Below are 17485 nucleotides of genomic sequence, written 5' to 3'. Positions count from 1 at the left end.
ACTCGTATCCGCGACGGAGATTGCGACTAAGCAGCAACGAGAGAGTCGAGCACCAATCCGAGAAACACCGCCATCCCGAAGTAATGATTGTTGAGAAAGGCCTCGAAGCACCGCGCTGGCTCACGGTTGCGAATCAACCATTGCTGGTAACCGAACAGCGCCGCCGCGACCGCGAGCCCAGCGAAATAGGCCGCGCCCAGCCCGGCTTGGAAGCCGACCCGGATCAACAGCAGCAGCATCAGCACCTGTAACAGCGCGACGATGAGCCGATCCCAATGGCCGAACAGGATCGCGGTCGATTTGATGCCGATCTTCAGATCATCCTCGCGATCGACCATCGCGTACTCGGTATCGTAGATCAGCGCCCAGATCACGGTGGCCACGAACAACACCCAGGCATAGAGCGGAACCGACTCCTGAATCGCGGTGAAGGCCATCGGCACCGCCCAGCCGAAGGCCGCGCCCAGGAACAGTTGCGGCACATGGGTGAAGCGCTTCATGAACGGATAAATCATCGCCAGCGTCACCGCCACCACCGACATGGCGATGGTCTGCCAATTCAACAGCAACACCAGTGCGAAGGCCGCGAGACTCAGGAGCACGAAGACCGCCACCGCCTCGAGCGGGCTGATCAGGCCCTGCGCCAAGGGTCGGGTGTTGGTACGGGCGACATGGCCATCCAGCTTGCGGTCGGCAAAGTCGTTGATCGCACAGCCCGCCGAGCGCATCAACACCACGCCGGCGACGAAGATCAGCGCGACTGGCCAGGGCGGCCGGCCCTCGCCGGCGAGCCAGAGCGCCCACAGCGCCGGCCACATCAGCAGGAAGATACCGATCGGCTTGTGCAGCCGAATCAGCCGATAGTAGGCATCGAGCCGGGCCCGCCAGTCGAGCCTGGGCGCAAGACGGCGGTGATCCTGAAGCTTGGTCTCGCGAGCGCTCATGCGGCGATGGATGATCTCTTCTGGCAAGCGATAAACGGACAAGCCCGAACCTCCTCCCGGAATGAGGCGGCTCGGGTCGGGCGCGAATTATCGCATAGCGCCGCTCGGGGATGCGCGGCCCAACGGATGGATAGCCGGGCGGGCGCATACAATATGCGTCATCAGATAAGGCAGCGCGCCGGCCATCCTGACCGCGGTTCGCCACCTGTGCATGAACCCGTTCGCACAGGAAGCGTCCAACATCGGCCTGGCCAACGCCTCTGCTGCGCGCTGAAGCGAGCCGCAGCGGGGCTCATCATCACCGATCGGAATCGCATGTTCACCCTTGGCATCGCGGGTTCGGTTGCGGTCGAGAGCGTCCTCATCAGGGGGCGTTGCGACTTATCATGGCATCACAAATCGATCTTGTTATTATTCTTAAGGTCGTGAGTAAGAGTGAGTATCGATGATTCGCGTCCGACACAGCATTCCCGGTCGTCTGCGCCTGAGCATCAGGGCCCTGCGCCATAACCGACCTTTCGCCGATGACCTCAGCGTCGCGCTCACCCACATCGATGGTGTCGTGCGGGTCCGGATCAATCCCGTCTGTGGCGCGTTGATCGTCAACTGGCAGCGCGATCGACCCGTGCGCGACGAGATCGAGGCGACGCTGCGTGCCGTCCTCGGGGAGCCGATCCTGCATCCGGGCCCAAGCTGGCGGCAGCGGCAAGCAGCGCTTGGCCCCGCGGGTACCGACCCAAACGCGGACAGCATCGCCTGTCGCGCCTGCCGTCAAACCGGAAGCGAGCGCCAACGCGGCATGCGCCACCCCTGGCTCTGGCGTTTGCTCGGCTTCGCCTTCCTGACCGGCTATCTCGGCTTCATCCTGGCGCGCGAATACCTCTTCAAGCGTCCCGTTGCCAGTGGCGCGCTGAGCCTCACCGGCGTGGTCGCGCTGGTCGCCGCCCTGCCCTTGCTGCGCGATGCCTGGCACGAGACCACCGTCGAGAAGCGTTTCACCCTCCATCAGTTCCTGGCCTTCTCGCTGCTGCTCGCGATCGGCTTCGGCGAGGCCACCACTGCCTTCGAGATCATCTATGTGCTCAGCGGCGGGCGGCTGCTGGAGCGGTACGTCGCCGAGCGCTCGCGGCGCGCGATCCGCGACATGCTCGCGCTCTCGATCAAGGATGCCTGGGTGCTGGTCGACGGCAGCGAACTGCGGGTGCCGGTCGCCGAGTTGACAGCCGGGGCGCTGGTGGTGATTCGCAGCGGCGAGAAGATCCCGATCGATGGCTGCATCGAGGACGGCCAGGCCGAGGTCAGCGAGGCGGTCATCACCGGGCGCGCCGAGCCGGTCTTGAAGACGCTGGGCGATCATGTCTATGCCGGCAGCTATCTCGAGCAAGGCGTGCTGCGGGTGCGCGCCGAGTCGGTCGGCGAGCAGACCTATCTGGCGCGGATCGCCGCGCTGGTCGATGCGGCACTGGATCAGAAGGCGCCCCTGCAGCGTCGGGCTGATGTACTGGCCGCGCGGCTGTTGACGCTCGGCACCCTGCTGACCGTCGCCACCTTCATCCTCACCCGCAGTCTGAGCCGCGCCTTCACCGTGATGCTGGTGATGTCCTGCCCCTGCTCGACCGTCCTCGCCGCCTCGACCGCGGTCAGCGCGGCGATCCACAGCGCGGCCCGGCGGCAGATCCTGATCAAGGGCGGCACCGCACTAGAACAGGTCGGCCAGGCCCGGATCTGGTGCTTCGACAAGACCGGCACCCTGACCACCGAGGAGCCAGAGGTCGTCGAGGTCGTCGCCGAGGACGAACGGGCCTTGATGCACTGGGCCGGCTCGGCCGAATGGCACAACCCGCATGCGCTCGCGCATGCCATCGTCAGTCATGCCAAGACGCTCGGCATCCGCCTGCAGCCGCATACCGAGAGCGAGCACATCCTCGGCCATGGGGTCAAGGCGAAGGTCGACGGAACCCAGGTCCTGCTCGGCAACGCGCGGCTGCTCGCTCAGGAAGGCGTTGATCTGACGGCCTATGCCGATGCGGCGGATCGGCTGCGCACACAGGGGCTGACGCTGGTCTACCTGGCGCTTGATGGCGAGCTACAAGGCCTGCTCGGCATTCGCCACCGGCTCCGACCCGGCGCCCGGGAGGCCATCGCCCGGCTGCGCGCCGAGGGCGTCGAGCGCATCCTGCTGATCTCCGGGGATGAGCGCAGCGTTGCCGAAGGACTCAGCCGCGAGCTGGGGCTCGACGCCTGCTACGCCGAGCTGCTGCCCGAGGATAAGGCCGAGATGGTGCGACGACTGCGCAGCGAGTTCGACACAGGGGCGGCTGGCCGCGTCGGCGGTCGTGCGACTGGCGGCATCGTCATGATCGGCGACGGCGTCAACGACGCGCTAGCCCTGTCCGAGGCCGATGTCGGCATCGCCATGGGCGCCGGTGGCTCCGAGGTGGCCATCGAGGTCGCCGACATCGCGCTGGCCGACAGCGACATCCAGAAGCTGGTGACCCTGCACGAACTCAGTCGCGCGACCCTGCGCCGGGCCGATCAGAACTATGCCCTCGCGGTTGGCACCGATCTCATTGGCATCGTCTTCGGCGCGCTCGGCCGGCTCAGCCCCGCCATGGGCGGGATGATCCATATCCTGCATACCCTCGGCATCCTCGCCAATTCATCGCGCCTGCTCGCGTTCAAGCCGACCGCGTCCGCAGCCAGCAGCGAGCGCACATTGCCGCCGGCATCGAGTTCGATGACTGTCCAGCAATGACTTGCCGATTTCGGAACGCCCGGTCGCGGCCGCTTCGGGAAGCGAATGCAGCCGGGCTATTGCCAGGAGACGATGAGCCTCAAACCGAGGCGCGACAAACGGCCGGGATCCCAAAGCGCTACCAGGACCAAGCGGCAACCCAGGTCGCAACCCGCTCGTGCTCGGCACAGACGCGCCTGATCATCTCGACGCCCGGCGGCGACTATCGCTTCTTCTGCTCCTTCCCCGGCCATTGGTCGGTCATGCGCGGCACGTTCGTGCTCAAGTAACCGGAGGCTCGCGACGATGCACAAGATCGGATTGTTCTATGCCAGCATGACCGGCGCGACCCAGGAGATCGCCGAGTGCATCCAAGCCAGCCATTTCGAGCCCGGGTGCGTCGATCTGTTTGCGTTCGAGGACGCCGAGCCCGAGGATCTGGCCGCCTACGATGCCCTGATCATCGGCACCTCGACCTGGGGCGATGGCGAGTATCCCGACAGCTTGGAGGCGTTCTTGCCGCAATTGGACGCGATCAACTTTGAAGGCAAACGTATCGCGCTGTTCGGCCTCGGCGATCAGCTCGGCTATCCGCTGGAGTTCGTCGACGCGCTCGGCCTGCTCTACCAAGAGCTCAAGGAACGGGGCGCCATCCTCATCGGGGACTGGCCGAGCGACGGCTACGAGTACGAGGCCTCCAAGGCCGACCTGGGCGACGGCCGTTTCTGCGGACTGGTCCTCGATCAAGACAATCAGCCGGAACTGACGCCGCAGCGGCTCGCTGCCTGGATCGATGCGATCCGTGGGGTCTTGCTGCAACCATGAGCCGCATGAGACAGCGACGCGCTGATCACCGCCCGGAGCGCTCGAGCGGGCTGGGGGTTCAGGGTTGTCGTCGGCCTGGGTGCTGCTTCCTCTGGTGCGGCCCCGGATCGGCGGCCCCGGATCGACACGCGCGACCTGACGCGATCCGAGCGGCCATCAACGGGATCTGGGGGCATGGCCTGGCATGGGCTGGATTACAATGACCGCGAGCCACGGCTCAAGCGCGAGGGCAGCCATTCCGGCTGTAGAGCCATTCGCCCTGACGCGCGGACACGACCATCGCGTGGAATCGGGGCTTCTTGCTCCGTGTTGTCCGGCAATCAGGTTGAGCGGCCATCGGCTCCAGCAGGGTTGAGCATGGGGAATCTCGCTTTCTATCTGCTAGCGGCGGTTGCCGAAATCGGCGGCTGCTTCGCGTTCTGGGCCTGGCTTCGGCTCGGCAAGAGCCCGTGGTGGCTGCTGCCGGGCATGGCGAGCCTGGCGCTGTTCGCTTGGGCGCTGACCCGCATCGACGCGGATTTCGCCGGCCGCGCCTATGCGGCCTATGGCGGCATCTATATTGCGGCGTCGCTCGTGTGGCTGTGGGCCGTCGAGGGCACCCGGCCCGATCGTTGGGACGGCCTCGGTGCGGCGATCTGCCTGCTTGGAACACTCGTCATCCTGTTCGGTCCACGGGGCAGTTGAGAGGGGTCTCGGCCACGGGTTGCCGATACTTCTCGATTGCCGTGTGACGGACATTCAGCATCCCGGGTGGCAGGCTGGCAGGCTGGCAGGCTGGCAGGCTGGCAGCGACGATGCCGAGCAGGCAAACTAGAGCGAACACAAATCGTTCTCAATCTTTATAGGGATATGATGACTTCGATCATGCGGCTTCCATCGGGGACGCCCGGACCATGAGACCCGAGTTCTGTCGACCGGTCGCTAGGCCGATCTTTCGCGTCGTCCACGAGCGGCCCGGGCGGCTACGTCTGCGCGGGCGCGCGCTGGCGCATCCCTGTCTCGATCTGGCCTATCTGCAGGCGCTGCTGGAGGCGCTGCCGGGGGTCGAGTCGGCGCGTATCAACCCCAAGGCGCGCAGCCTGATCGTCCGCTTCGATGGCAGCGCGCGGACGCGCCAGCGCCTGCTCGAGCTGCTGGCCGATCTCCCGGTCGATGTCTACCGGCCGGACGCGGTTCGCGAGCAGGCGCCGGACCCCTTTCGGGTGGTCGTGAGCGCCTTGCTCGCCATGGCGACCCCGCTGCTGCCGCTGCCGGCGCGGCGCTTGGTGAGCTGGGCGTTGGCCCTGCCGACCCTGGGCAAAGGCCTCGATACCCTGGTCAGTGACGGGGTCAGGATCGAGGTGCTGGATGCCTCCGCGAAGCTGCTTTCGCTCTTGCGCGGCGACTACTTCACCGCCAACGCGATCGGCGCCCTGCTGGATCTCGGTGAGTACGTCGAGGCGACCTCCGAGCAGCGCTCGACCGATCTGCTCAAGCGCTTGCTGACACCGCAGACCGAGACGGTGTGGATCGAGCGCACCGGCGTCGAGACCAAGGTGACGCTCACCGAGGTCGTCCCCGGGGACATCCTGATCTGCGGGCCGGGTGAGCTGATCCCGATCGATGGACGCGTCCACAGCGGCGAGGCCGCGGTCAATCAGGCCAGTCTCACCGGCGAGTCGCTGCCGGTGCCGGTCGCGCCGGGCAGCCCGGTGCTGTCCGGCGCGGTGATCCATGAGGGACATCTGCGCATCCGGGTCGAGCAGATCGGCGCCGAGACCTCGATGGCGCGCATCAACCGCTTCCTCGAGACGGCGCTGCGCACCCGCTCCACGGGCGAGGCACGCAGCACCCAGTTGGCCGACCGCCTGGTGCCGCTGACCTTCCTGACCGGCCTCGGTGTCTTCGCCCTCACCCGCGATCTGAGCCGCGCCGCGTCGGTGCTGACGGTCGATTACTCCTGTGCCATCAAGCTCTCGAATCCGGTCGCCGTGCGCGCCAACATCTTCGCCGCCAGCCGCGCCGGGGTGCTGTTCAAGGGCGCCCAGGCGCTCGAGAACCTGGATCAGGTCGACACCCTGGTGTTCGACAAGACCGGCACCCTGACCACCGGCGCGATGCAGGTCGCCGACCTGATCCCCTTCCAGGGGCTCGACGAGCCCGGCCTGCTCGCGCTCGCCGCCGGCGCCGAGGAGCACTACGAGCATCCAGTGGCGCGCGCCGTGGTCGCCGAGGCCGCGGCGCGCGCGCTGGCCTTGCCGGCGATCAGCCAGGTCGATTTCGTCGTCGCCCATGGCGTCTCGGCCTATGTCGACGACCACCGGGTCCTGGTCGGCAGCCGCCATTTCCTCGCCGATGACGAAGGCATCGACTGCACCGCGGCCGACGGGTACGCCGGCGACCTTCACGCCCAGGGCAAGTCGCTGCTCTATGTCGCCCGCGCTGGCCAGCTGGTCGGGCTGATCGCGCTGATCGACCGCATTCGCCCCGAGGCCGAGCCGGCCCTGGCCGCGCTCAAGATGCTCGGCATTCGGCGCACGGTGGTGCTGACCGGCGATCATCGCGATGCCGGGCGCGCCTTGGCCCGCGCCCTACCCGCCATCGATGAGGTGTGCTGGGAGCTGAAGCCCGAGCAGAAGGCGAAGACCGTGCAAGCGCTGCGGGCGCAGGGCCAGCGGGTCGCCTTCCTCGGCGACGGCGTCAACGATGCGCCGGCCTTGATCAGCGCGGATGTGGGGATCGGCATGCCGCGGGCGGCCGATCTCGCACGCGAGGCGGCCCAGGTGCTGCTGCTGCGCGAGGACTTGCAAGGGCTGGTCGCGGCCATTGCCATCGCGCGCCATACTCAGAGGGTGCTGAGGCGCTGCGCCCAGGCCTCGATCGGGATCAACTCCGCGACCATGGCCTTGGCCGTGGCGGGGGTGCTGCCGCCAGTGGTCGCGGCCAGTATCCACAACGGCAGCACCATCGGCATCCTCGGCTACGCAGCACTCGATGGCCGCAAGGACTGGTCCAGCACGCCGCTGGCCCCGGCGGCAGCGGCGCTGGCATCCCTGTCCACCAGCGACGCGGCCACCCAATCCCGCGCGGAGGCAGATGATGCAGACATCGCTTGATCAGGCACCAGTGGGCCAGGCATTGCGGCTCGGGCCGGTACTGAATGGCCGGTTGGCCGAGCGGCTGCACCGGCTCGGACTCTATCCCGGCTGCGTGCTGTACCGTCAGGATGAGGAGGTCCAGCTGCAGCCGGTGCGGGTGCGTGGGCCGCGCGGCGAGGCCACGCTCTCCAGCGGCATGGCGGCCAAGGTCATCGTGCATCACGACGATGGCCACAAGACGCCGATCATCGAGATGCGACCGGGCGAGCAAGGTCATATCGAAGGGCTGACCGCGGGCACCGGGCTGGAGGAAGCGCTGCGCACGCTCGGCTTCGCCGAGAACGATCGCATCACCCTGCTGCGCAAGATCCCACCGATGCGCTACAAGGCCTTGCTCGACGACGGTCGCCGCTTGTCGTTCACCGAGAGCGTCGCAGCCAAGCTCTGGGGCGAGCTCGACGGGCGGCCGGTGCAGTTTGCCAATGCCCGCAAGGATCATCCCTTCCGGGTCACCGCCATCCTCGGCGGCGAGGCGGCGCAGGCGCAGATCGCGTCGCTCGGCATCCGCGAGGGTCAGCGTCTCAGCTTACAAACGGTGTGTCCGGATGAGATCGTCGGCGAGCCGATCCCGGCGCCGATCGTCGTGACCAGCGCCGATGGATTGCGGCTCTACCTGCGCCCCGATCAGGCGCAGCTGATCTTGGTCGAGACCAGGGCGTCCGCGTCTGCTTGAGCCCGCGTCTAGCCAGTAGCGAAGCCATGACAGCGGGCACGGACCATCGATCGGATCACAAAGCCTAACGGGACCGATTGTCATTTATATTCTTTTTTGATAACCTGTTCCACGCGAACGGCCCCGTGAGCGGCCTTGCATGATCCGCTGGCTCACAACACCCGTTCCGTGGCGACATCAGTGCTTGGACGGCCGTCCCCCTGGACGGTCGCTCCTTTTTTGAGCAGACGTGGACGCAGCACGAGGCACGGCCTCATGTTCATCGCGATGAACCGATTTCGCATCAACCGCGGCTTCGAGGAGGCCTTCGAGGGGCAGCGCGCCGGCTTGGGGACGCGCGATGGCCGCTGGCTGGAGCTGACCCTCGCCGGTCGCTTCTGGCAGGTGCCGCTGACGCAGAACCTGCTCGAATGGCTCGATCAATGCTTGATGGAGACGCCAAACGATGCCTGAGAACCGTTTGTTCTGCTTCGGCCTCGGTTACACCGGGGAGCGCCTCGCCCGCACGGCGCTGGCACAGGGTTGGCGGGTTGCCGGCACCTGCCGCTCGTCCAACAAGGCTGCGCTGCTGCGCGATGCTGGCATCGAGGCGTTCATCTTCGACGGCCAGCAGCCACTCGACACCAACGCCCTCGCCGGCACCACGCACCTGCTGTGTTCGGTGCCGCCGGATAGCGAGGGCGAGCCGGTGCTGCGTCTGCATCGGGATCGGCTCAAGGAGCTGTCGCCGCCGCCCCAGTGGCTCGGTCTCCTCTCGACCACGGGGGTTTATGGTGACTGTCAGGGCGCATGGATCGACGAGACGCGCACACCGAATCCCTTGACTGAGGCGAATCAGATGCGTCTTGAGGCCGAGCAGGCTTGGCAGGGACTCGGCGCCGAGCTCGGGAGAGCGACCTGGATCTTTCGCGTCGCCGGCATCTATGGCCCTGAGGGCCGCAATGTGCTCGATCATCTCACGAGCGGCGGCGTGCGCCGCCTGGTCAAACCGGGCCAGTTCTTTAACCGCGTCCATGTCGACGACCTCGTCTCGGCGATCTGGGCAGCGCTGGGACACCCGGGTCCAGGCGCGGTGCTCAATGTCTGCGACGACCTGCCCGCGCCTGCCGACGCGGTGCTCTGCTATGGCGCCGAACTGCTCGGGATCGAGCCACCGCCCGCCGAGCCCTGGGAGCCGTTGGCGCTTTCCCCCTTCGCGCGTCATTTCTATGCCGAGAATCGGCGTCTGCGCAACGACCGTCTCAAACAGGTGCTCGGCCTGACCCTCGCGTATCCGAGCTATCGCGAGGGCTTAGGCGCGCTCGCTGCAACACGCCAAGCAACCGATTCACCGGACTGATCCACAGGCCCCGCCGTCGATTCCCTCGACGCCCGCCCTCAACCGCTTTCCTCGGCACCCGCCGCGACTGTCAGTCGACGGCTGTTTCACCAGCAGTGCAATCGCCACCCTTGTTGCCATCATGGTGGGATTCACCGAGCGTATCCAGCCACAGGCACAGGAGATCCTTGCGCAGCGCCCGGCCGCCAGCGGCGTTCGTCCTGTCGCTTCCTCCAACGCTCACACCTGACCATAGTCATCGCGGCTACCCAGCCAGCGTCGGATCAGCGGCTCGACCCGATCGGGCCAGTGCGCGAGCAGTTGGTCGGCGGCCTGCCGCGCGGCGCTTGTCAGCGCACTATCGCGCATCGGATCGGCGAGCCGGAATTGCATGGCGCCGGCCTGGCGAGTCCCCAACACCTCGCCGGCGCCACGCATGCGCAGATCGGCCTCGGCGATGCGAAAACCGCTCGCTTCGCGGCGCAGGATCGCGAGCCGTTCGCGCGCCGCGCGCGTCAAAGGCGGGCGATACATCAGCACACAGGCGCTCTCGATCGCGCCCCGGCCAACGCGCCCGCGCAACTGATGCAATTGCGCCAGCCCGAGCCGCTCGGGATTCTCGATGATCATCAGGCTCGCGTTGGGCACATCGACGCCGACCTCGATCACCGTCGTCGCCACCAGCAGATCCAGGTCGCCGGCCTTGAACGCCGCCATCACCGGCGCCCGTTCCTGCGCTTTGATGCGACCATGCACCAAGCCAATGCGCAGCCCCGGCAGACGCGCGCGCAGATCGGCGGCCGCATCCTCGGCCGCCTGCGCCTGAAGCGCATCGGACTCCTCGACCAGAGTACACACCCAATACGCCTGACGACCCGCGCGGCAGCTCGCCTGCACGCGCTCGATGACCTGGTCGCGACGCGTCTCCGGCAGCGCCACGGTGGCGATCGGCCGGCGACCTGGCGGCAGCTCGTCGATCTCGGAGAGATCCAGATCGCCATAGACCGCCATCGCCAGCGAGCGCGGGATCGGGGTCGCGGTCATGATCAACTGATGCGGGATGCTTCCGTCGCGTTCGCCCTTCTCGCGCAGACTCAGGCGCTGATGCACGCCGAAGCGGTGCTGCTCGTCGATGATCACCAGTCCCAGCCCGGCGAAGCGCACCTCGGCCTGGAACAGCGCGTGGGTGCCGACCACCACCCGCGCCTGCCCGGCCGCGATGCGCTCCAGGATCGCCGCCCGCTCGCTGCCCGCATGCCGCCCGGAGAGCCAGGCCAGCTCGATGTCGAGCGGCGCCAGCCAGGGCTGGAGACTCTGCAGATGCTGCTCGGAGAGCAACTCGGTCGGCGCCATCAGCGCCACCTGATGCCCGGCCTCGATCGCCTGCAGCGCGGCCAGCGCGGCGACCACGGTCTTGCCGGAGCCGACATCGCCGAGCAGCAGGCGCGTCATCGGCCGCGGCTGTTCCATGTCGGCGGCGATCTCAGCGATCACCCGCTGCTGGGCGCCCGTGAGCCTGAACGGCAGCCGCGCCCGCAAGCGCTCGCGCAGTCCGCCATCGCCGCTGAGCACCGGCGCGCGTTGGGCACTGCGCGCGCGGCGCAATCGGCGCAAGGCCAGCTGATGGGCCAGCATCTCATCGAAGGCCAGGCGCAGAAAGGCGGGATGGCTGCGCGCGAGCAAGGCGTCGATCAGCTCGGCGCCGGCATCGGCCGGCGGTCGGTGCAGCAGGAACAGGGCGTCGACCAGCGCGGGCAACCGCAAAGGCGCGGTCAGAGTGGCGGGAATCCAATCCTGGAGCGCGCTCGGGTCGCGCCGTAGCCAAGCGAGCGCCTGATCGGTCAGCGCGCGCAGACTGGCCTGTTGCAGCCCTTCGGCCGCCGGATAGATCGGCGTCAGCCGCCTCTCCGGTGTCGAATCGGCGGCGCTCTCCAGCGAATGCAGTTCCGGATGCACCATCTCCAGCATCTGCGGCCCTTGCCGCACCTCGCCGAAGCAGCGCAGCCGCTGGCCGGGGCGCATCGCCTCGATCTGGGCGCGGGTGAAATAGAAGAAGCGCAGCAGCAGGGCACCGCGACCATCGTCGATACGGACCTTGAGCGACGAGCGCCGTCGGCCCTGCGCGATCTGCGCATCGACGACCTCGCCCTCGACCAGGACCTCCTCGTTGACCACCAGCTCGGCGAGCGGTCGCAATCGGGTGCGGTCCTGATAGCGCAGCGGCAGATGGAAGAGCAGATCCTGCAACGTCAGGATCCCGAGCCGTTGCAGCCGCTCGGAGATGCGCGGACCGACGCCCTTGAGCTGCTCGACGGGTATCTGATCCAAGACCGAGGCTGGCCCCCGTTACTCAGCCAGCGGCGGCCGCAGCGGCATCGAAGCGGCGGTGATGGCAGCGGTGGCCGCAGAGCTGCCGTCAGCGGCGGCCTGCTCGGTCACCCGCGGGCTCGGCTGGTTGCGACCACGCCGCGCCCGCAGCGCCTCGGCGAGCTGATGCACGGTCATCGCGTAATAGGTACTGTGGTTGTAGCGGGTGATGACATAGAAGTTCTCGAACCCCAGCCAGTACTCGAGCCCGCCGGACGCATCCAGCCGCAACAGGCTCACCCGGCGGTCATCGGCCAGCGCCACGGCGGGCCGAATCCCTTTTGCCCTGAGTTCGGCGACGGAATAATCGCTCTTGAAGCCGGTCTCGGCCGTCCAGGGCAGACCCGCGCCGCCACTCGCACGCACGACCACCGCAGCGCCCGGCTGCCAGCCATGCGCCTGGAGATAATGCGCCACGCTGCCAATCGCATCCTCCGGGTCCCAGAGGTCGCGGCGGCCGTCGCCATTGAAATCCACCGCGTAATCACGCCAGCTCGACGGCATGAACTGGCCGAGGCCCATGGCGCCGGCAAAGGAGCCGACCGGTTGCAGCGGATCGAAGTCCTGATCCTCGGCCTTGAGCAGATATTCGGCGAGTTCGTTCTGAAAATAATCGGCGCGCCGCGGATAATCGAAGGCGAGGGTCGCGAGCGCGTCGATGATCCGATGCGTGCCCATGAAACCGCCCCAGCGCGTCTCAATGCCGAGGATGGCGACGATGTACTCGGGAGGCACGCCGTACTGTCTCGACGCGCGCTCCAGGGTGCTGGCATGCCGGGTCCAGAAGGCGCTGCCCTTAGCGATCATCGCCGGGGTGATATGCCGGCTGCGATAGCGCGTCCAGGCCCCGGTTGGACCCGAGGCGGGCCGCCATTGCCGATCCATGTACTTGAGGATCGATGGATCGACGCGGGTGCGCTCGAAGATGCGCACCAGTTGGCCGCGATCCAGCCCCCTGGCCTGCATCCGATCGATGAAACGCGCGACATCGGCGCGGCCGGCGTAGTCGCCGCGTGTTACCCGGCTGTTCGCCGTCGCCGTCGTGCCCGAGTTCGCGCCAGCATCCGCCGCAGCTGCGAGGAAGGGCGAGCGCGCCTCCGCCTGCTTGGCTGGCTGGGAGCCACAGGCACCGAGACTGAGGGCGACGCACAGCGCGGCAATCAAAGGCGAACGTGGCATCGAAAGCCCCGTATCAACCGCCAAGGACCATGATCGCATCCATCTCGATCTCGGCGCCCTTTGGCAGCGCCGCGACCCCGATCGCCGCGCGCGCCGGATAGGGCGCGGCAAAGGTCTCGGCCATGACCTCGTTGACCAGGGGAAAATGCGCCAGATCGGTCAGAAAGATGTTGAGCTTGACGACATCCCCGAGTCCGCCGCCAGCGGCCTCGGCCACGGCGGCCAGATTGCGAAACACCTGGCGCGCCTGGGTCTGGATATCGCCCGTCACCAGCTCGCCGGTTCCCGCCACCAGCGGAATCTGGCCGGAGAGATAGACGGTCTCGCCCGCCCGCACCGCTTGCGAATAGGGACCGATCGCAGCCGGCGCCTGTTCGGTCTGGATGATCTGCTTGGCCATGAGGCGCCTCCTTCTCCCGAGGTCGGTGAGATCGCGCGCGGGCACGGCGCCCGACGCTTGAATGGCGAGTATAGCGAACCCGCACATTCCGGTGTCGGATCGAGTTCTGCGGCGGCGGCCCGCGGACCGTCTCGCCAAGTCCACCTGGTATAGTCACGTTTCGGCCAAGCAACCCGCAAACCAGATGAGCACCCTGTATCAGTCCGACCTCAGCGAGCTACCGCTCCTGCATCGTGGCAAGGTCCGCGACATCTATGCCGCCGGCGACGAGCATCTGCTGATCGTCACCAGCGATCGGCTTTCCGCCTTCGACGTGGTGCTGCCGCAGCCGATCCCTGGCAAGGGCGAGGTGCTCACTCGCGTCAGTCGCTTCTGGCTCGAACGCACCGCCGGGGTCGTCCCCAACCAGCTCACCGACCTCTCGGTCGCGCACTTCGTCGCCGACCCCGAACAACGCCGCGCGCTCGGCGAGCGCGCCCTGGTGGTGCGCAAGCTGACTCCACTGCCGATCGAGGCCATCGTGCGCGGCTATCTGATCGGCTCGGGCTGGAAGGATTATCAGGCCAGCGGCGCGGTCAGCGGCATCCCTCTGCCCGCCGGTCTACGCCAAGCCGAGCGCCTGCCGGAGCCGATCTTCACCCCCTCGACCAAGGCCGCCGTCGGCGCCCACGACGAGAACATCGACTTCGCCGGCGCCGTCGAGCGCATCGGCGCCGAACTCGCCGAGCAGGTGCGCGCGCTCAGCCTGCGGCTTTACCAAGAGAGCGCCGCCTACGCCCTCGCGCGCGGCATCATCATCGCCGACACCAAGTTCGAATTCGGCCTCGACGCCGACGGCCGGCCGCATCTGATCGACGAGGTGCTGACCCCGGACTCCTCGCGCTTCTGGCCGCTCGACCAATACCAGCCCGGCAGCAGTCCGCCGAGCTTCGACAAGCAGTTCGTGCGCGATTATCTCGAGACCCTGGCGTGGGACAAGACCCCGCCCGGCCCGATGCTGCCGGAGACGATCGTGACCCAAACCGCAGCCAAGTACGCCGAGGCCGAACGGCGGCTGACAGCGGCGGTCTGAGGCGCAGGCTGATCAAAAAGGCGAGATGCTCCATGTCCCGCAACGGTCGCGACCACAGAGATCCCAGTCGGCGTGCAAGTCAGCACCCGCCTCAAGCGACCGAATGGAACGCCGAACCCGAGCGCACCCGCGCTCGGGGCAACCGCTTGCCCCAGATCGAGGTCGTCACCCGCGATGGCGCGCCCGAGCGGCCAGCCGCGCCTGCCCGGCCTCTCTGGGCCTATCTCGCCTGGTTTGTCGCCGCTTTTACGTTGATCGCCGCGCCCGCGAGCCTGTGGAACTTCAGCCGTCCGCCGCTCTATCGCGCCACCGCCACGGTGCTGACGATCGTCCCCGAGGCGCGCAGCGGCGCCGGTGCCGCCGTCGCCGATGCCCAGCATGTCGCCATTCAGCGCAGCATGCTGCTCGGGCGCAGCCTCTTGGAAGACACCCTGGCACGGCTGCGCGACACCGTGCGCGGCGACACGAACCCCGGCAACGCCGAGCGCCTGGCAGACATCGCGGCCCTGACCCCGGATGACCTCTTGTCGATGCTGGAGGTGTCCCTGGTGCCGCAAACCAACCTGGTCGAGTTGAGCGCCACCGGCGCCGAGCCGGCGCTGTTGGCCACCCTCGTCAACCAGTGGCTGGCCGCCTATCGAGCCCTGCGCGAACGCGAGATCGAGACCCAGGTCGGCGATCGGCTCGACAAGCTCGACGAGCGCGCGCGTCTGCTGGCGCAACGCATCCGGGCCAAGCGCGCGATGCTGGACGACTTCCGCACGCGCTTTGACATCGTCACCCTCGAGCGCGACAGCAACGACGCACTCAAGCGCCTGGACCTGCTGCAGGAGGCGTTGGGCGAGGCCGAGGGCGCGGCGAGGACGGCCGGCGAGCGTCTCGACATCCTTGAAGGCGCGACCACCATTGACCAACGCGCCCTGCCCGAGCCCTTCGCGAACGAACTCTCGGACCTGCATCGACGCGCCGCCCAGGCCCGCGCGCGGGCCCGGGAATTGCGCGAGCGTTACACCGAACTCTTCATCCAGAAGGATCCCAACAAGCGCCGGATCGTCGAGCGTCTCGACGCGCTGGAGGCGCGCATCGACGAGGTCGAACGCGCAGGCCGTCAGCAGGCCTTGGCAATGGCCCGCGAGGATCTGGACCGGGCCAGCGAGCGTGTGCTCGAACTGCGCCGCGCGCTGACCGAGCAGAAGGCGCGTGCCTCGCGGTTCTCGTCCGGCTTCGCCGAGTTCGAGGCCCTGCAACAGGATTTGGCCAGCCTCGAGGAGATGCAGCGCGAGGTCGAGTCGCAACGGACCCGCCTGCAAACCACGTCGCTTGCCAGCTACCCGCAGATCGAGATCATCGAACCGGCCTTCGCGCCGCGCGCTCCGATCAGCCCCGACTATGGGCGGGATCTGGGGCTGACCCTGGCCGCGGCGGGCGCCGTCGGCCTGGTCACGCTCATCGTCCTGATGTGGCTCGACGCCAAGGCGCGAGGCTCGCGACCGCCCTTGCCGGTCACCGGCGTGCGTATCTGGGGCAGCGAGACCAATGATCAGGCCGACGCCCAAAGCGCCGCGGCCGGAGCGCGACTGCCGAGGCGCGCAGGACACTCCGGCGAGCTGGGCGCGCCCGGGTCACGCTCGGCGGACCTCTCCGATGCCGCCGGTTCCGAGGCCCCCGGGGTCCCCGGGGCCGATGCCTCCAGCCCCGAACCCTCCGTGACCCATGCGCCCGCGCCAGCGCCGCGACCGCTGATGATCGGTGAGGTCGAGGCCCTCTGGCAGTTGGCCGATGTCACCGAGCGCCAGCTGATCGGACTCCTGCTATGTGGCGTCCAACCGGACGAAGCAGCGGCCTTGACCCATGACCGTTTCGCCCTTGCCGATGGCGATCTGCATCTCGGCACCCGGGTGCTGAAGCTGCCGCCGCGATTACGGGCGCTGTTCGCCGACGCCGATCCGCTACCGGCCTGGGCAGGGCTCGACCGCGCCGCCTTCGAGGATCTGACGCATCGCCTGAGCCTGCTGGCCGCCGACGCCGGTATCGCCCACGCCAGCGAGGTCCAGGCCGCGACCCTGCGCGATACCTACCTGATGTACCTGGTGCGTCAGGGCGCGCGTCTGACGCGACTCAGCCAGGTCGCCGGCCCGATGAGCGGCGCCGAAACCCTGCGTTTCGCGCCCTACTCGCCAGCCGGCGCGGCGCGGTCGCTGGACGAACTCGATCTCACCTATCCGGTACTGGCTTGATCAGCCTCATGCGATCCAGGATTCCCTCCCCTGTTGCCTCTCCTCGCGCCGCCGCCAAACGAGCGCTCGCGAAGCGCCTCGGCGGCAACGCGCGCGCTGCCGATGACGACAACAGTCAACGGGGGCTTTTCGGCACGGCGAGGAAGGCGGGCCAGAAGGCCTCGGGGCGCCCCCCGCAGGCCCCGAGCCAGCGCGCCAGGCGCGGCCTGCTGTTGTTGGCGACAGCCGGACTCATCGCGGGCGGATGGTGGATGCTCGACCGGCCCTGGCCCCCCGGCTGGCTGCCGGACGCCCGCGAAGCCGCCCTCGCCCAACGCGCGGCCGAACTCGACCGCGCCGCCTTCGCGCAGGCCGAGCGCCTCGACAGCGAGGCCGCCTATCGCGCTTATCTGGCCGATTGCCGGGTCACCGGTTGTGCCCATCGCGAGCGGGCCGAGCAACGCCTCGCGGACTTGCGCGCAGGCAGCGCGCCAGCAAGCTCCAGCGCTGATTCAAGGCCCGGGGCCGCCGATCTCGAGGCCTACAGGCAAGCCATGGAGCGCGACACCGAGGCCGCTTACCGTGCCTATCTGGACCGCTGCCAGGGCGACGATCAGGGC

14 protein-coding genes are annotated in these 17485 nt (G+C 67.9%); 10 read left to right on the top strand and 4 right to left on the bottom strand.

The genetic code is table 11. The annotated features are described in order from the left end of the window. Window positions 1–26: 26 nt before the first annotated feature. Window positions 27–944, bottom strand: a complete 918-nt coding sequence (ubiA, locus tag ACLFQI_RS04490; protein WP_410757682.1) for a 4-hydroxybenzoate octaprenyltransferase — start codon at window positions 942–944, stop codon at window positions 27–29. A 445-nt stretch (window positions 945–1389) separates the two neighbouring features. Between ubiA and ACLFQI_RS04485 the strand changes: the two genes are divergently transcribed. The 7 genes from ACLFQI_RS04485 (at window position 1390) to ACLFQI_RS04455 (ending at window position 9652) form a co-directional block, all read left to right on the top strand. Beyond that, on the top strand, window positions 1390–3699 hold the full coding sequence (locus ACLFQI_RS04485; RefSeq protein ID WP_410757680.1) for a heavy metal translocating P-type ATPase: 2310 nt from the start codon (window positions 1390–1392) through the stop codon (window positions 3697–3699). A 285-nt stretch (window positions 3700–3984) separates the two neighbouring features. Next, window positions 3985–4503: a flavodoxin gene (locus ACLFQI_RS04480; RefSeq protein WP_410757679.1), complete on the top strand. Its 519-nt coding sequence runs from the start codon at window positions 3985–3987 to the stop codon at window positions 4501–4503. Window positions 4504–4860: 357 nt separating this feature from the next. Beyond that, window positions 4861–5187: a YnfA family protein gene (locus tag ACLFQI_RS04475; protein ID WP_410757681.1), complete on the top strand. Its 327-nt coding sequence runs from the start codon at window positions 4861–4863 to the stop codon at window positions 5185–5187. Between the two features lie 209 nt (window positions 5188–5396). Further along, window positions 5397–7598, top strand: coding sequence for a heavy metal translocating P-type ATPase (locus tag ACLFQI_RS04470; protein WP_410757678.1), 2202 nt, complete (start codon window positions 5397–5399; stop codon window positions 7596–7598). Next, entirely contained in the window at window positions 7582–8313 is a 732-nt protein-coding gene (locus tag ACLFQI_RS04465; RefSeq protein ID WP_410757677.1) for a FeoA domain-containing protein, read from the top strand. The genes ACLFQI_RS04470 and ACLFQI_RS04465 overlap by 17 nt, the downstream gene beginning before the upstream one ends. Before the next feature lie 255 nt (window positions 8314–8568). Continuing rightward, the gene (locus tag ACLFQI_RS04460; RefSeq protein ID WP_410757676.1) at window positions 8569–8766 is read left to right on the top strand and encodes a hypothetical protein; all 198 of its coding nucleotides are present in this window, start codon (window positions 8569–8571) and stop codon (window positions 8764–8766) included. After that, window positions 8759–9652, top strand: a complete 894-nt coding sequence (locus ACLFQI_RS04455; RefSeq protein ID WP_410757675.1) for an SDR family oxidoreductase — start codon at window positions 8759–8761, stop codon at window positions 9650–9652. Before ACLFQI_RS04460 ends, ACLFQI_RS04455 begins: the two co-directional genes overlap by 8 nt. A gap of 219 nt (window positions 9653–9871) precedes the next feature. Here ACLFQI_RS04455 and recG read toward each other — a convergent pair whose 3' ends face one another. The 3 genes from recG to ACLFQI_RS04440 are packed head-to-tail and all read right to left on the bottom strand — an operon-like array spanning window position 9872 to window position 13577. Further along, window positions 9872–11959, bottom strand: coding sequence for an ATP-dependent DNA helicase RecG (gene recG, locus ACLFQI_RS04450; RefSeq protein WP_410757674.1), 2088 nt, complete (start codon window positions 11957–11959; stop codon window positions 9872–9874). 18 nt (window positions 11960–11977) lie between these two features. After that, entirely contained in the window at window positions 11978–13177 is a 1200-nt protein-coding gene (mltB, locus tag ACLFQI_RS04445) for a lytic murein transglycosylase B (RefSeq protein ID WP_410757673.1), read from the bottom strand. Window positions 13178–13190: 13 nt separating this feature from the next. Beyond that, a complete protein-coding gene (locus ACLFQI_RS04440) occupies window positions 13191–13577 on the bottom strand; it encodes a Rid family detoxifying hydrolase (protein ID WP_410757672.1) in 387 nt (128 codons plus the stop codon). A 184-nt stretch (window positions 13578–13761) separates the two neighbouring features. On the opposite strand from ACLFQI_RS04440, the gene ACLFQI_RS04435 reads away from it, so the two are divergent. From ACLFQI_RS04435 to ACLFQI_RS04425, 3 genes are all read left to right on the top strand, one after another. Further along, complete coding sequence (locus ACLFQI_RS04435; protein WP_410757671.1) at window positions 13762–14649, top strand: phosphoribosylaminoimidazolesuccinocarboxamide synthase; 888 nt, start codon at window positions 13762–13764, stop codon at window positions 14647–14649. Between the two features lie 146 nt (window positions 14650–14795). Then, on the top strand, window positions 14796–16886 hold the full coding sequence (locus ACLFQI_RS04430) for a GumC family protein (RefSeq protein ID WP_410757670.1): 2091 nt from the start codon (window positions 14796–14798) through the stop codon (window positions 16884–16886). Between the two features lie 251 nt (window positions 16887–17137). After that, a partial coding sequence (locus tag ACLFQI_RS04425; protein WP_410757669.1) for a hypothetical protein occupies window positions 17138–17485 on the top strand: 348 nt, incomplete at its 3' end.

The organism is Halochromatium sp. (assembly GCF_046541315.1).
Lineage (GTDB): Bacteria > Pseudomonadota > Gammaproteobacteria > Chromatiales > Chromatiaceae > Lamprobacter.
The sequence above is the reverse complement of the archived record's forward strand: the minus strand, read 5'-3'. Positions and strand labels throughout refer to the sequence as shown.